Origin of the sequence: Simplicispira sp. (assembly GCF_028687295.1) — a bacterium.
Lineage (GTDB): Bacteria > Pseudomonadota > Gammaproteobacteria > Burkholderiales > Burkholderiaceae_C > Simplicispira > Simplicispira metamorpha.
This window is the reverse complement of record NZ_JAQUAL010000001.1, coordinates 16,416-31,124: the sequence shown is the minus strand read 5'-3', so window position 1 is coordinate 31,124 and position 14,709 is coordinate 16,416. Positions and strand designations below refer to the sequence as shown.

General features: G+C 63.3%; 12 protein-coding genes. 6 read left to right on the top strand and 6 right to left on the bottom strand.

Annotated elements, in window-relative coordinates:
* The gene (locus tag PHX69_RS00115) at positions 1–444 is read left to right on the top strand and encodes a thioesterase family protein (RefSeq protein ID WP_288041761.1); all 444 of its coding nucleotides are present in this window, start codon (positions 1–3) and stop codon (positions 442–444) included.
* Between the two features lie 241 nt (positions 445–685).
* On the opposite strand, the gene hrpA is transcribed toward PHX69_RS00115, so the two are convergent.
* Positions 686–4,954, bottom strand: a complete 4,269-nt coding sequence (hrpA, locus tag PHX69_RS00110) for an ATP-dependent RNA helicase HrpA (RefSeq protein WP_288041760.1) — start codon at positions 4,952–4,954, stop codon at positions 686–688.
* A gap of 134 nt (positions 4,955–5,088) precedes the next feature.
* Between hrpA and PHX69_RS00105 the strand changes: the two genes are divergently transcribed.
* The 3 genes from PHX69_RS00105 (at position 5,089) to PHX69_RS00095 (ending at position 7,800) form a co-directional block, all read left to right on the top strand.
* A complete protein-coding gene (locus PHX69_RS00105) occupies positions 5,089–5,586 on the top strand; it encodes a hypothetical protein (protein ID WP_288041759.1) in 498 nt (165 codons plus the stop codon).
* A gap of 87 nt (positions 5,587–5,673) precedes the next feature.
* Positions 5,674–7,020 (top strand): amino-acid N-acetyltransferase, encoded by a 1,347-nt coding sequence (gene argA, locus PHX69_RS00100; protein ID WP_119012470.1) that lies wholly within the window; start codon positions 5,674–5,676, stop codon positions 7,018–7,020.
* 96 nt (positions 7,021–7,116) lie between these two features.
* Positions 7,117–7,800, top strand: a complete 684-nt coding sequence (locus tag PHX69_RS00095; RefSeq protein WP_288041756.1) for a glutathione S-transferase — start codon at positions 7,117–7,119, stop codon at positions 7,798–7,800.
* Positions 7,801–7,852: 52 nt separating this feature from the next.
* Here PHX69_RS00095 and PHX69_RS00090 read toward each other — a convergent pair whose 3' ends face one another.
* From PHX69_RS00090 to PHX69_RS00070, 5 genes are all read right to left on the bottom strand, one after another.
* Complete coding sequence (locus PHX69_RS00090; RefSeq protein WP_502958442.1) at positions 7,853–8,374, bottom strand: disulfide bond formation protein B; 522 nt, start codon at positions 8,372–8,374, stop codon at positions 7,853–7,855.
* 62 nt (positions 8,375–8,436) lie between these two features.
* Positions 8,437–9,561, bottom strand: coding sequence for a sulfate/molybdate ABC transporter ATP-binding protein (locus tag PHX69_RS00085; protein WP_288041754.1), 1,125 nt, complete (start codon positions 9,559–9,561; stop codon positions 8,437–8,439).
* A gap of 13 nt (positions 9,562–9,574) precedes the next feature.
* Positions 9,575–10,498: a sulfate ABC transporter permease subunit CysW gene (cysW, locus tag PHX69_RS00080; protein WP_119012474.1), complete on the bottom strand. Its 924-nt coding sequence runs from the start codon at positions 10,496–10,498 to the stop codon at positions 9,575–9,577.
* Positions 10,495–11,388, bottom strand: a complete 894-nt coding sequence (cysT, locus tag PHX69_RS00075; RefSeq protein WP_288041753.1) for a sulfate ABC transporter permease subunit CysT — start codon at positions 11,386–11,388, stop codon at positions 10,495–10,497. The genes cysW and cysT overlap by 4 nt, the downstream gene beginning before the upstream one ends.
* Before the next feature lie 3 nt (positions 11,389–11,391).
* Positions 11,392–12,396 carry a sulfate ABC transporter substrate-binding protein gene (locus tag PHX69_RS00070; RefSeq protein WP_288041752.1) on the bottom strand — a complete coding sequence of 335 codons (1,005 nt, stop codon included), beginning with the start codon at positions 12,394–12,396 and terminating at the stop codon, positions 11,392–11,394.
* Between the two features lie 290 nt (positions 12,397–12,686).
* On the opposite strand from PHX69_RS00070, the gene PHX69_RS00065 reads away from it, so the two are divergent.
* The gene (locus PHX69_RS00065; protein ID WP_288041750.1) at positions 12,687–13,766 is read left to right on the top strand and encodes an isopenicillin N synthase family dioxygenase; all 1,080 of its coding nucleotides are present in this window, start codon (positions 12,687–12,689) and stop codon (positions 13,764–13,766) included.
* 82 nt (positions 13,767–13,848) lie between these two features.
* Positions 13,849–14,631, top strand: coding sequence for a MetQ/NlpA family ABC transporter substrate-binding protein (locus PHX69_RS00060; protein WP_119012534.1), 783 nt, complete (start codon positions 13,849–13,851; stop codon positions 14,629–14,631).
* Positions 14,632–14,709: the final 78 nt, after the last annotated feature.

The window sequence follows — 14,709 nt, the reverse complement described above, 5'->3', positions numbered from 1 at the left end:
ATGCTAGATATTCTTCGTGTTGGGTCTTTGGAATTGCTTGAGATGGTGGTAAAGCGAGAGCATACGGTTCCATTTTTATATCCAGAATCGCCTGAGTTTCAGGCGATCCCTGAAGTGTTTGCTACCGGATATATGGTCGGCTTGATGGAGTGGTGCTGTATTCGTAGCCTAATACCAGCACTAGAATCTGGAGAGGGAAGTCTTGGTACAAAAATAAATATAAATCATATAGCCGCAACTCCTGCTGGATGCTGTGTAAAGGTGGAGGCAACTATAAAATCCATTGTCGGACGTCAAATTCTATGGGACGTTGTGGTACGCGATGAGTTGAATTTGATCGGCCAAGGTGAAATTGGAAGATCGATTGTTCAATGGAATAAATTCAATAATAAGCTAAATGAAAAAAATTACAATCTTGCATTGCTTAAGAAAATTATTAATTAATTTATGGCTTCAATAAATTTAATTAAAATTAATAATAAAATTCAAGTGCAATTAATTTTGTTGTATAAAATATAGTCAATTTTTAATGACAAATTAAGCTATTATTGGAATAATTGAGGAGCTCAAAGAGTTAAAAATTTACTCCTGTTTGAGTATCAAACCCCACAAGAACACTCGGGCCCTATAGTGCGGCCCCTAAATTGCCCGTAGCACAAAGGAATCGAGCGCATACCCCAACCCATCAGCTATTGATCTGCGCCCACAGCTTGTCCAGCCGCTTGACGCTGACCGGCTGCGGCGTGCGCAGCTCTTGGGCGAAGAAGCTGACGCGCAGTTCTTCCAGTAGCCAGCGCAGTTCTTGCATCCGGGCATCGACTTGGCCTTTGCGCTCGGCCACCAGGCGCCAGTAGCGCTGCTCTTGCGGGCGCAGTTCGGCCAGCTTTGCGGCGTCGCGGGCGGGGTCGGCGCGCAGTTTGTCCAGCCGCGCGGTGATGGCTTTCAGGTAGCGGGCAAAGTGCGCCAGCTGCGGCCAGGGGGCGGCGGTGAGGAAGTTTTTCGGCACCAGGCGCTGCAACTGCGCCAGCGCGTCTGCCGTGGCGTCGGGGGCGCTTTTGGTGTCTTTGATCTTGCGCGCGGCCACGGCGTATTCGGTCAAGATGGTGGCGGCCAGGCGCGCCACCTCGTTGGCGATCAGCGTCAGGCGGCCGCGCCCTTCCTGCACACGGCGCTCGAAGTCTTGTGCGTTGGTCGGCAGCGGGTCGAGCAAAAAGGCGCGGTCCATGGCCACGTCCAGAATCTGCTGGCGCAGTTCTTCCTGGGTGCCCAGCGGCATGTAGGCCACGGCCATTTTTTGCAGGTCGGGGATGTTTTTTTCCAGGTACTTGAGCGCATCCTTGATGTGCAGCGCGCACAGGCGGCGCAGGCCCGCGCGGTGTTTGGCGGCAGCCACGTCGGGCTCGTCGAACACTTCGATGGTGACGGCATCGCCCGCGTCAATCAGCGCCGGAAAGCCAATCAGCGTCTGAGCGCCTTTGCCGATTTCCATCAGCTCGGGCAGCTCGCCAAACGTCCAGGCGGTGTAGCGCTGGTCGGCGGGCATGGCGGCGGTGGCAGTGGGCGGCGGCGTTTTTGCTCCTGATTTAGTAGCTGCTGGCGCACGTCCTGCGGGCGCTGGAGGCTGATTTGGCTTTGAATGGTCAGCCGCGTCGGGCGCAGCGGTGGCCTGCTGCGCCGCCTGCACGTTGGCGCCCAGTTTCAGCCCCGCCAGCGCCTGGAAGGCCCCGCGCGCCTTGGCGCCCAGTTCGGCCTTGAGCGCGCCCAGGTTGCGCCCGTGGCCCAGCTGGCGCCCGTGCTCGTCCACCACGCGGAAGTTCATGAACAAATGCGGCGGCACCATGTCCAGCTTGAAATCGGCGCGCTTGACGTCCAGCGAGGTTTCATCGCGCACCTGCTTGAGCAGCGCATCGACCAACCCGGTGTGGCCAATGCGGTCGGGCGTGCCCAGCAACGCGGCCAGGCGGGCGGCGCTGTCGGGCAGGGGCACAAAGCGGCTGCGCGGGCGCTGGTGCAGGCTTTTGAGCAGGGCCTGGATTTTGTCTTTCAGCATGCCCGGCACCAGCCATTCGCAGCGCTCTTCCTGCACCTGATTCAGCACGAACAGCGGCACCGTCACCGTCAGGCCGTCGCGCGGGTCGCCGGGCTGGTGCAGGTAGCTGGCCGCGCAGTCCACGCCCCCGAGGCGCACCATGCGTGGAAACGCGCTGGTGGTGATGCCAGCGGCCTCGTGGCGCATCAGCTCATCGCGCGTGAGCTTGAGCAAGTCCGGGCGCGCCTTGCTCTCGGTGCGGTACCACTGCTCAAAATGGCGGCCATTGCAAATGTCTTGCGGCACCTGCTGGTCGTAGAAGGCAAAAATCAGTTCTTCGTCCACCAGCACGTCCTGGCGGCGCGATTTGTGCTCCAGCTCTTCGACCTTGGCGATGAGCTTTTCGTTGGCCGCCAGAAACGGCAGGCGCTGGTGCCAATCAGGCAGCACATCGCCCGCCACCAGCGCCTGGCGGATGAACATCTCGCGCGCGGCGTGCGGATCGACCTTGTCGTAGCCCATGCGCCGCCCGCTGTACACCACCAGGCCGTACAGCGTGGCGCGCTCCAGGGCCACCACCTCGGCGGCTTTTTTCTCCCAGTGCGGATCGAGCAGTTGCTTCTTCAACAGGTGCGCGCCGACTTCTTCCAGGAACGTAGGCTCGATGGCGGCCATGCCCCGGCCAAACAGGCGCGTGGTTTCCACCAGCTCGGCACAGACAATCCAGCGCCCCGGTTTTTTGCGCAGGTGCGCGCCCGGGTGGCGGTGGAACTTGATGCCGCGCGCGCCCAGGTACACGTCTTCCTCTTCGGGCTTGAAGCCGATGTTGCCCAGCAGCCCGGCCAGCATGGACAGGTGCAGTTGCTCATAGCTGGCGGGCTGCGGGTTGAGCGCCCAGCCGTGCTCGGCCACCACCGTCAGGAGCTGGCTGTGAACGTCGCGCCACTCGCGCACGCGGCGCACGTTGATGAAGTTTTGCCGCAGCAGTTGCTCGTACTGGCGGTTGCTGAGTTTGTGCGTGGGCACGGCTGCCGCGCTGGCCACGGCAGCCACAGCGGAAACGGGCGGGCGCCCCGGCGCGACCTGGCCAGCGGCGCCGGCCTGGCCCGCAGGCGTTTTGGCTGTGGCCGGTGCAGGCTGCACCGCCGCCGCCACCGAGCGCTGCGCCACCGGCAAAAACGCCTGCTGCGCGGCCCCGCCCTTGCGCCGCGCCTGGGCTTGCTGCTGCTGCACGCGCGCCGAGGCCAGGGTGGGCATGGCACCGCCGCGCGCCTCTTGCAGCCATTTCCACAGCGTCAGGTAGCCGCTGAACTCGCTCTTGTCGTCGTCGAACTTGGCGTGCTGCTGGTCGGCCTGCTGCTGCGCGTCCATGGGGCGGTCGCGCACATCTTGCAGGCTCAGGGCGCTGGCAATCACCAGCACCTCGTTCAGGGCGCCGCGCGCGCGCGCTTCCAGAATCATGCGGCCCACGCGCGGGTCCAGCGGCAGCTTGGACAGCTCCCGGCCCATGGGCGTCAGCTCGTTCTTGTCGTCCACCGCGCCCAGCTCGTTGAGCAGTTGGTAGCCGTCGGCAATGGCGCGGCCCGAGGGCGCGTCGATGAACGGAAAGTCTTCCACCACGCCCAGGTGCAGCGACTTCATGCGCAGGATGACCCCGGCCAGCGAGCTGCGCAAAATTTCCGGGTCGGTAAAGCGCGGGCGACCCGCAAAATCCTGCTCGTCGTACAGCCGAATGCAGATGCCGTTGGCCACGCGGCCACAACGCCCGGCGCGCTGGTTGGCCGCCGCCTGGCTGATGGGCTCAACCAGCAGCTGCTCTACTTTGCTACGTAAACTGTAGCGCTTGACGCGCGCTGTGCCTGCGTCAATGACGTATCGGATGCCTGGCACAGTGAGCGAGGTTTCGGCCACGTTGGTGGCCAAAATGATGCGCCGCCCGGTATGGCCGTCAAAAATGCGGTCTTGCTCGGCCTGGCTCAGGCGCGCAAACAGCGGCAGCACCTCGGCGCTGCGGGTGACGGCGTGGTGGGCCAGGTGCTTGCGCAGGTGGTCGGCGGCTTCGCGGATTTCGCGCTCGCCGGGCAGGAAAATCAGGATGTCGCCGCTGGCGTTGCCCTGCCACAGTTCGTCCACGCCATCGGCAATGGCGTCGTTCAGGCCGTAATCGCGGCTTTCTTCAAAGGGGCGCCAGCGCTGCTCCACCGGAAAAGTGCGCCCCGACACCATGATGACCGGCGCGGGCACCAGTTCATGGCCGGGTGCCTCGCCCTGGGCCCCGGCGCGGGCTGGCGCCGGGCGCAGGCTGGCAAAGTGGCGGGCAAAGCGGTCGGCATCGATGGTGGCCGAGGTGACGATGACTTTCAGATCGGGCCGGCGCGGCAGGATTTGCCGGATATAGCCCAGCAAAAAGTCGATGTTCAGGCTGCGCTCGTGGGCCTCGTCAATGATGATGGTGTCGTAGGCTTTCAGCAGCGGGTCGGTCTGCGTCTCGGCCAGCAAAATGCCGTCGGTCATCAGCTTGACCGAGGCATCGCGACTCAGGCGGTCTTGGAAGCGCACCTTGTAGCCCACCACATCACCCAGCGGCGTGTTCAGCTCTTCGGCGATGCGCTTGGCCACGCTGCTGGCGGCAATGCGCCGGGGCTGGGTGTGGCCGATGAGCTGGCCTTTCTGGCCCGGCTTGGCGTTGCACTTGCCCCGGCCCAGGGCCAGGGCAATTTTGGGCAGCTGCGTGGTCTTGCCCGAGCCGGTTTCACCGCAGACGATGATGACCTGGTGCTGGGTGATGGCCTCCATGATCTCCTGGCGCCTGCCCGACACGGGCAAGGACTCTGGAAACTGGATGCGCAGGGGCGCGGGCGGCGGGGCGGGTGTCGGTGTGGGCGCGCGGGAGGAATCGGGCAAACGCGAATCTGAAGAAGGCATAGGCCCGCATTATCCGTAGCGCCGCCCTGGCCTACGGGCTGCCGGGATGCTTTGCATTGCTGCCATCCTGCACCGCCAAGGCAGGGATTCCCCACACAATCACTGCATGTTCCACCTCCTTCCGACGCAAACCCATGGCCAGCGGCTTTGTTGAAGGCCCCGAAGGGCTGCGCTACGCGGAGCACATTTCAGTGGCCATGCGGCTTTTTGCAGGGGTGCTGGGCCTGGGCATGTTTCTGATCCCGGTGCCGTTTGTGCTGCACGCCAGCCTGGATACGCCCTGGTGGCACCTGCTGCTGGCGGCGGCGTGTGTGCTGGCGGGCAGCGCCATGGGGCTGCTGTTCATGGCATTGGCACTGGGGCGGGTGCTGGTACTGCAATTCGACACCAGGCGGCGCCGGGTACTGCGCACGTCACGCTGGCCCTGGGGCGCACGCCAGACGCCCATCGACTTTGGCCGTTTTGCACCACCAGACGTTCTGGAGCGGGCCTCTGAAGACGGTCCCTACTACGTGGTGCGCCTGGCCGTGCAGGGCGAGCGCCCCATGCACCTGTCCGGTTTTGACCGCAGGGAGGACGCAGAGCACTGGCGTGACCGCATCGCAGCGCAATTGCAACCCAACACGCCATGAAAACCTGTGTGCGGACACGGTTCTGAGGGCACTTATCATTCGCTCCTCACGTTATTTGCCCCACCGCCCCACGCCCTGCCCTGCCCCATGTCTGCTGTCTTCAACTTCACCTTCGTCCCCTGGTTCCGCTCTGTGGCGCCTTACATCCACAAGTTTCGCAACCAGACGTTTGTGATTGGCCTCACGGGCGAAGGCATCGCGGCGGGCAAGCTGCAAAACATCGCCCAAGACCTGGCGCTGATCCAGGCCATGGGGGTGCGCATCGTGCTGGTGCATGGTTTTCGCCCGCAGGTGAACGAGCAGCTGGCTGCCAAAGGGCATGCCGCCAAATACTCGCACGGCATCCGCGTCACCGACTCGGTGGCGCTCGATTGCGCGCAAGAGGCCGCAGGCCAGCTGCGCTACGAGATTGAGGCCGCGTTCAGCCAGGGCCTGCCCAACACCCCCATGGCGGGTGCCACGGTGCGCGTGATCTCGGGCAACTTCCTCACCGCACGGCCCGTGGGCATCGTCGATGGCGTGGACTTCCAGCATTCGGGTCTGGTGCGCAAGGTCGATGTGGCGGGCATCCAGCGCACGCTGGACATGGGTGCGCTGGTGCTGCTGTCGCCGCTGGGTTTCTCTCCTACGGGCGAAGCCTTCAACCTGACCATGGAAGAGGTGGCCACCTCGGTGGCGATGGCGCTCAAGGCCGACAAGCTGATTTTTCTGACCGAGGTGCCCGGCATCCGCGTGCAGCCCGGTGAGCCCGCCAGCGAAGACAACCCCATCGACACCGAGCTGCCCCTGGCCAGCGCCGAGGCCCTGCTGGCCCAGCTGCCCACCGCGCAACACCCCACCGACACGGGTTTTTATTTGCAGCACTGCGTCAAGGCTTGCAAGGCGGGCGTAGAGCGCAGCCACATCATCCCGTTTGCGCTGGACGGCTCGCTGCTGCTGGAGGTGTATGTGCACGACGGCATCGGCACCATGGTGATCGACGAGAAGCTCGAAGAACTGCGCGAGGCCACCATCGACGATGTGGGCGGCATCCTGCAACTGATTGAGCCGTTTGAAAAAGACGGCACGCTGGTCAAACGCGACCGCACCGAAATCGAGCGCGACATCGAGAGCTACACCATCATCGAGCACGACGGCGTGATCTTTGGCTGCGCCGCGCTTTACCCCTACCCCGAAGCCAAAACCGCCGAGATGGCCGCCGTCACCGTATCGCCGCAAAGCCAGGGCACCGGCGATGGAGAAAAGCTGCTCAAACGCATCGAGCAGCGCGCCCGCACCCTGGGGCTGAGCAGCATTTTTGTGCTGACCACGCGCACCATGCACTGGTTTATCAAGCGCGGCTTCCAGCCTGTGGACCCCGACTGGCTGCCCGAGGCACGCAAGCGCAAATACAACTGGGACCGGCGCAGCCAGGTGCTGGTGAAGAAGCTGTAATTTCTGTCACCGCGCGGGCCAAAGCCAGCAAAGCCCAGCCCAAGCCAGCCACAACCGTCACAACCTGGCAAAGGCCAACAACGCAACCACCCCACCATGCGCAGTGCCCTGCCCGTTCTGTATTCGTTTCGCCGCTGCCCCTATGCCATGCGGGCGCGCTTGGCGCTGGCCGCCAGCGGTCAGGAGTGCGAACTGCGCGAGGTGGTGCTGCGGAACAAGCCACCCAGCTTGCTACAGGCATCGCCCCAAGGCACGGTGCCCGTGCTGGTGCTGCCGCCCACGCCCGATGGCGCCCCCGGCCAGGTGCTGGAGCACAGCCTGGACATCATGCTCTGGACATTGGCACGGCACGACCCCGAAGCCTGGCTGGCCCCCACCGAAGGCACGCTGGCCGACATGCTGGCGCTGATTTCCCAGTGCGATGGCCCCTTCAAGCACGCGCTGGACCGCTGCAAATACCCCAACCGCTACCCCGATACCAACCCCGCACTGGCCCGCGCACAGGCCATGGCCTGGCTACAGGTGCTGGAAGAACGACTGACCAGGCAGCCGTTTTTGTTTGGCACACATACGGCGCTGGCAGATATGGCCATCGCACCCTTCGTGCGGCAGTTTGCGGGCATAGATGCGGGCTGGTGGGAAGGCCAGCCCTGGCCCCACCTGCAAGCCTGGCTGGCGCAGTGGCAATCCAGCCCACTGTTCCACAGCGTGATGCACAAGCTGCCCGCCTGGGTGGAGGGCACGGTGGGAGTGCCGTTTCCGCACCCTGAAGGGGTTTGAAAAAAACAAGGCGCTCCGTGGGCGCCTTGATCGTGGGTGAATAGCCAGAAATTCAGGACATGCTCAGCCCACCGCGCTGCCCGCGCGCGCCACGCACCAGCAGCCACAGCAGACCGATGGCAAACGCAGCAAACCAGACGAACGACCAGTTGGCAATCGAGCCGCCCAGAAACGTCCAGTCAATGGCGGTGCAGTCGCCCGAGCCTTTGAAAATCATGGGGATGGCGCGGCGGATGGGGTAGTTTTCGATCATGCCGAAGAAGTCGCGGCCACACATCGATACTTCGGGCGGAAACCATTGCAGCCAACTTTGGCGCGCGGCGGTGAAGGCACCAAATCCGCTGAACAACACGGCCAACCCTGTCCATGACATCCACCAGCCTTTTTGGCCTCTAAGGCTTGCCAGTCCTGCGCATACAGCTACCAAAATAAGAGCATACCGCTGCACGATACACATGGGGCAAGGCTCCAGGCCCTGGAAATGCTGCAAATACAGCCCAAAAGCCAACATGCCCACGCAAGTTACGCTCACCAAAGCCAGCACGCGGCGCGGTGCGCTGGCCACACGATCCATCCATCCCATATGTGTCTTTCAAGGCCACCGGCGGCTGCGCAGACACCCAAGGATGGATGGCGTCAGATACCAGCGGCGTGGTCTAAAAATACCCGGGCGCGGCGCGGCGTGACCACCAAGGTTTCGCCTTCGCGCAAATCCATTTCCTTGAATTGCTGCGCGGGTATCTGCGCTTCAATCAAGGCCTCGGGCGCCGAATTGTCGGCTGGTTTGGGGTCATCCACCGGAATTAGTTCCAGCCGCGCAATCGGCCCGACCACAATGGCCCGGCTCAGCTGCGCCACGATACCGCGCGGGCGCCCGGCAGCATCCAGCGCCGCGCCAGTGGAGTAGCGCTGCACATCCAGGTCGTGCGGGCGCACGTAGGCAAAGGCTTTGGCGTTTTGTGCGGCACTGTGCTCGGGCGAATCCAGCTCCATGCCCTCCAAATGCACCAACCCCTCGTGGGCACGGCCATGGAACAGGTTCACATCGCCCAAAAAGCCATACACAAACGGGCTGGCGGGGTGCTCCCAGACCTCTTGCGGTGAGCCGCTTTGTTCGATCTTGCCCTGGTTGATCACCACCACCCGGTCGGCCACCTCCAGCGCCTCTTCCTGGTCGTGGGTGACAAAAATCGAGGTCACGTGCAGCTCATCGTGCAGGCGGCGCAGCCAGCGGCGCAGTTCTTTGCGCACTTTGGCGTCCAGCGCGCCGAAGGGCTCGTCCAGCAGCAACACCTTGGGCTCCACGGCCAGCGCGCGCGCCAGGGCAATGCGCTGGCGCTGGCCACCCGAGAGCTGCGAGGGAAAGCGGTCGGCAATCCAGTCCAGCTGCACCAGTTTGAGCAGGTCGGTCACTTTTTGCTTGATCTGCGCCTCGCTGGGGCGCTCGCTGCGGGGCTTGACGCGCAGGCCAAAGGCCACGTTCTCAAACACCGTCATGTGCCGGAACAGCGCGTAGTGCTGGAAGACAAAGCCCACGCCGCGCTCACGCACATGCACGTCGGTGGTGTCCTCGCCGCTGAAGTGGATGGTGCCCACATCGGGCGTCTCCAGCCCGGCAATGATGCGCAGCAGCGTGGTCTTGCCGCAGCCCGAGGGCCCCAGCAGCGCGATGAGTTCGCCCGATGCGATGTCCAGGCTCACGTCGCGCAGCGCCTGAAACGTGCCGAACTGCTTGCTGATGTTGCGGATTTCAATGCTCATGATTTGATAGCTTTCAACGCTTGCCAGATGCGGGCTGGAGGGTCATTTCGCTTGAAACCGGTCGCTCCGGCGGCAGCTCGGCAGCGGCTTTCAGGGCCTGCTCGTTGCGCCATTCGGCCACCGACTTGATGACCAGAGTGACCAGCGCCAGCAGCGCCAGCAGCGAGGCCGCTGCAAACGCCGCCACCGACTGGTACTCGTTGTACAAAATCTCGACGTGCAGGGGCAGCGTGTTGGTCTGGCCCCGGATATGGCCCGACACCACCGACACGGCACCAAACTCGCCCATGGCCCGGGCGTTGCACAAAATCACGCCGTACAACAGGCCCCATTTGATGTTGGGCAGCGTCACATGCCAGAAGGTTTGCCAGCCGGTGGCGCCCAGCACGATGGCGGCCTGCTCTTCGTCGTTGCCCTGGGCCTGCATCAGCGGAATCAGCTCGCGGGCAATGAACGGAAAGGTGACAAACACGGTGGCCAGCACAATGCCCGGCACGGCAAAAATGACCTTGATGTCGTTGGCTTGCAGCCAGGGGCCCAACCAGCCTTGGGCGCCAAACACCAGCACATACATCAGCCCCGCCACCACCGGAGAGATGGAAAACGGCAGGTCGATCAGCGTGGTCAAAAACGCTTTGCCCTTGAACTCGTATTTGGCAATGCACCAGGCCGCTGCCACGCCAAACACCAGGTTCAGCGGCACGGCAATGGCGGCGGCGATCAAGGTCAGGCGAATGGCCGACCAGGCATCGGGCTCGCGCAGGCCCTCCAGATAGGCGCCCAGCCCTTTGCGCAGCGCCTCGGTAAACACCGCCGCCAGCGGCAGCACCAGAAACAGCAGCACAAAGGCCAGCGCCACGCCAATGAGCGTGTAGCGCACCCAGGCCGCTTCGGTGGTGCCCGCCTTGGCGCGCAAAACTTTGGTGGGGGCACTCATGCGGGGGCTCCTGCGTGGCGGCGCTGCCAGGCTTGCAAAGCATTGATGACCAGCAGCAGCACGAACGAAATCACCAGCATCACCACGGCCACCGCCGTGGCGCCGGCGTAGTCGTACTGCTCCAGCTTGCCGATGATGATGAGCGGCGTGATCTCGGAAATCATGGGCATGTTGCCCGCGATGAAGATGACCGAGCCGTACTCACCCACCGCACGGGCAAAGGCCATGGCAAAGCCGGTCATGAGTGCGGGCGTGATGCTGGGCAGAATCACCTTGTAAAAAATCTGCCAGCGGCTGGCGCCCAGGCTGGTGGCGGCTTCTTCGAGTTCTTTTTCGGTGTCTTCCAGCACGGGCTGCACGGTGCGCACCACAAACGGCAGGCCGATAAAAATCAGCGCAATCACAATGCCCGCTGGCTTGAAGGCCAGCTGTATGCCCAGCGGCTCCAGGTACTGGCCCACCCAGCCGTTGCCCGCCAGCAGCGCCGTCAGCGAGATACCGGCCACCGCCGTGGGAAGCGCAAAAGGCAAATCCACCAGCGCATCGACGATTTTCTTGCCCGGAAACTGGTAGCGCACCAGCACCCAGGCAATCAACAGGCCAAACACCAGGTTGACCAGCGCCGCCAGCAGCGAGGCGCCAAACGTGAGCTGGTACGACGCCACCACGCGCGGCGAGCTGATGGCCTCCCAGAACTGCGGCCAGGTCAGCGTGAAGGTTTTGAACAGCAGCGCCGACAGCGGAATCAGCACGATGATGCTCAGGTAAAAGAGCGTGTAACCCAGCGTCAGCCCAAAACCGGGCAGCACCCGTTTGGCTTTGCCAGACACACGGCGCGGCGCAGCAGCACCCGCCGCCGCCAGCGGCGTGGAAGACGTGGCAGCGTGCATGGCTTACTTGGCGCCCGGCGTGTAGAGCTTGTCGAACTGGCCGCCGTCGTTGAAGTGGGCCTTTTGGGCCTCACCCAGCGAGCCGAAATACTTGGCCACGGTGAACTGCTTGAGTGGCTTGAAGAGGGCGGCATGCTTTTTCAGCACCGCTTCGGAACGGGGGCGCAGCGCGTGTTTGGCGGCAATTTCCTGCGCTTCGTCGGAATACAGGTAGTCAAGGTATGCCTTGGCCAACTCGCCGGTGCCCTTCTTGGCCACGGTGCGCTCGACCACGGCCACCGGGTTCTCGGCCACGATGCTGGTAGATGGATAGACCGCATCCACCTTGCCCTGGCCAAACTCGCGGTCAATCGACAGCACTTCGGATTCAAAGGTGATGAGCACATCGCCAATGTTGCGTTGCAGGAAGATGGCCGTGGCGTCACGCCCGCCCTTGCCCAGCACGGGCACATTTTTGTAGAGCTTGCCGACAAACTCGGCCGCCTGGGCATCGGTGCCGCCTTTTTCGCGCACGCTGCCCCAGGCAGCCAGATAGGCGTAGCGGCCATTGCCGCCGGTTTTGGGGTTGACCACGATCACCTGCACGCCGGGCTTGACCAGGTCATCCCAGTCCTTGATGTTTTTCGGGTTGCCGTTGCGCACCAGGAACAGCATGGTCGAGGTGGTGGGCGAGGCATCGTGCGGAAACTTCTTCGCCCAGTCTTTGGCGACCACGCCGTTGGCGGCCAGAAATTCAATGTCGGTGGTGGTGTTCATCGTGACCACATCGGCGGCCAGGCCATCGTTCACCGCGCGGGCCTGGGCGCTGGAGCCGCCATGGGCCTGGTCAATCTTCACATCCTTGCCGGTGGTCTTTTTGTAGTGCGCCACAAACGCCGGGTTGTAGTCTTTGTAAAACTCGCGCGCCACGTCGTACGAGGCGTTGAGCAGCGTCGTTTGTGCCGACACCACACCACTGACCGCCAGCGCCGCAGTCAACAAAAGGGATTTGAGTTTCAGGGAGGTCATACGAGGGTGGCCCAAAAAGCGTGAGATGGTGCCGATTGTGGGCACCGCTCTTTAAAACTCAAAAGAATATATTTTTCTTAATTTATTAATTAAAAAGAATATAGAAGTACCGCTACCGGCACTTCGGTGGCTGCATTTTTCGCACTTGGTTCCTTGAAAAGCTTCGTTGGGCAAGCCAGGCGTGCTGGCAATACTGCACCGGCAGACAGCGCAGTTTGCAGGTCTTGCCACCGGGCGCGCTGTGCTGCGTTGCCCTCGTTTTGCACCACTTTGCCCAAGGAGCCTCCTCCATGTCCGCCCCCGATGCCGCCGCCCATACCGCACTGCCCGTGCTGAACCTCACCGACTTCACCCAGGGCGATGCCCAGCACCGGGCCACCTTTGTGCAGCGCCTGCGCGATGTGGCCCACGGTGTCGGTTTCTTCTACCTCAGCGGCTACGGCGCCGCCCCCGGCCAGGTGGACGCCGTGTTCAACGCCACGCGGGACTTCTTTGCCCTGCCAGCGGCACAAAAAGAGGCGCTGCGCATGGTGAACTCGCCCCACTTTCGGGGCTACACCCGGGCCGGAGACGAAATCACCCGGGGCGAGCGCGACTGGCGTGAGCAAATCGATATTGGTGCCGAGCGCGAAGCCATTGCCCCAACGCCGGGCCGGCCTTCGTGGCTGCGCCTGCAAGGCCCCAACCAGTGGCCTGACAGCCTGCCGCAGTTCAAAACCACCTTGCTGCAATGGCAAGACACGCTGACCCATGCCGGGCGCGACCTGCTGCGCGCTCTGGCACTGGCCCTGGGGCAGCCAGAAAACTGCTTCGACGCGGCCTTTGCCCACGCACCCGTGCAGCACCTGAAGGTGATCCGCTACCCTGGCCGCAGCCAGGACACCTCCCAGCAAGGCGTAGGCGCGCACAAAGACGGCGGCTGCCTGACTTTGCTGCTACAGCATGAGCGCGCGGGCCTGCAAGTGCTCGATCGCAACGCTGCGCACGAGCGCTGGATCGACGTACCGCCCCTGCCGGGCACGCTGGTCATCAACCTGGGCGAGGTGCTGGAAGTGCAGTCGGGTGGCTACCTGCGCGCCAATATCCACCGCGTGGTCAGCCCGCCCCAGGATGCCGATCGCCTGTCGGTGGCGTTTTTTCTCAGCCCGCGACTCGATGCCGAGCTGCCCCTGTTGCCCCTGCCACCCGCGCTGGCAGCCCAGGCGCACGGCATAGACCGCGACCCGCAAAACCCCCTGATCTCCCACACCGGCCGCAACCTGCTCAAGGGGCGGCTGCGCTCACACCCCGACGTGGCCCTGCGCCACCACGCAGATGTTCTGACTGCGCACGGCATCGCCCCGAATGCCGCCCCCGCCGCTTACGCCTGACAGCCATTGCCCCTCCGCCCCTTCCTCAATCACGAAAGCCCTCCCTATGACCACCCCCTCCTCTTCCACACGCCGCTGGTTCATGGCCCTGACCGCTCTGGCCCCTCTGGCACTGGCCACGCCGGGCGCGCTGGCCCAATCGGCGCCACAGACCGTCTCGATTGGCGCAGAAGCCGTGCCGCACGCGGAGATTCTGGAATTCATCAAACCCCAACTGGCACGCGAAGGCATTGAGCTGAAAGTGCGCGTCTTCACCAACGGCCACCAGGAAAACCAGGCCGTGGCCCAGAAAGACATCGACGCCAACTACTTCCAGCACCAGCCCTATCTGGACAGTTTCAACAAGAGCAACGGCACCCGGCTGGTCGCCATTGCAGCCATCCACGTCGAGCCTTTTGGGGCTTACTCGCGCAAGCACCAGCGCATCGCGGATTTGCCCGAAGGCGCCACCGTGGCCATTCCGGGCGACCCGTCCAACGGTGCGCGGGCGCTGCTGCTGTTGCACCGCCATGGCCTGGTCACGCTGAAGAACCCCGACAACATCCTGGCCACAGCACGCGACATCGTGGCCAACCCGAAAAAGCTGCAATTCAGGGAGCTGGACGGTGCGCTGCTGCCCCGGGTGCTGGGCGACGTGGACTTGGCACTGATCAACACCAACTACGCACTGCAAGCCAATCTCAAGCCGGGGCGTGACGCGCTGCTGATTGAAGGCAGCCAGTCGCCCTACGCCAACATCGTGGTGGCCCGCGAAGACAACCGCAACCACCCGGCACTGGCCAAAGTGCTGCAAGCCTTGAAGACCCCAGAGGTCAAACGCTTCATTGAAGAGCGCTTCCAGGGCGCTGTGGTGCCGGTTTTTTAAGCGCCCCCGGGCATACGACAGGCCCTGTTGCCGTGCTGGGGCACGGGCCTGTTCCAGGCGCTGGGCGTGCGCACCGCC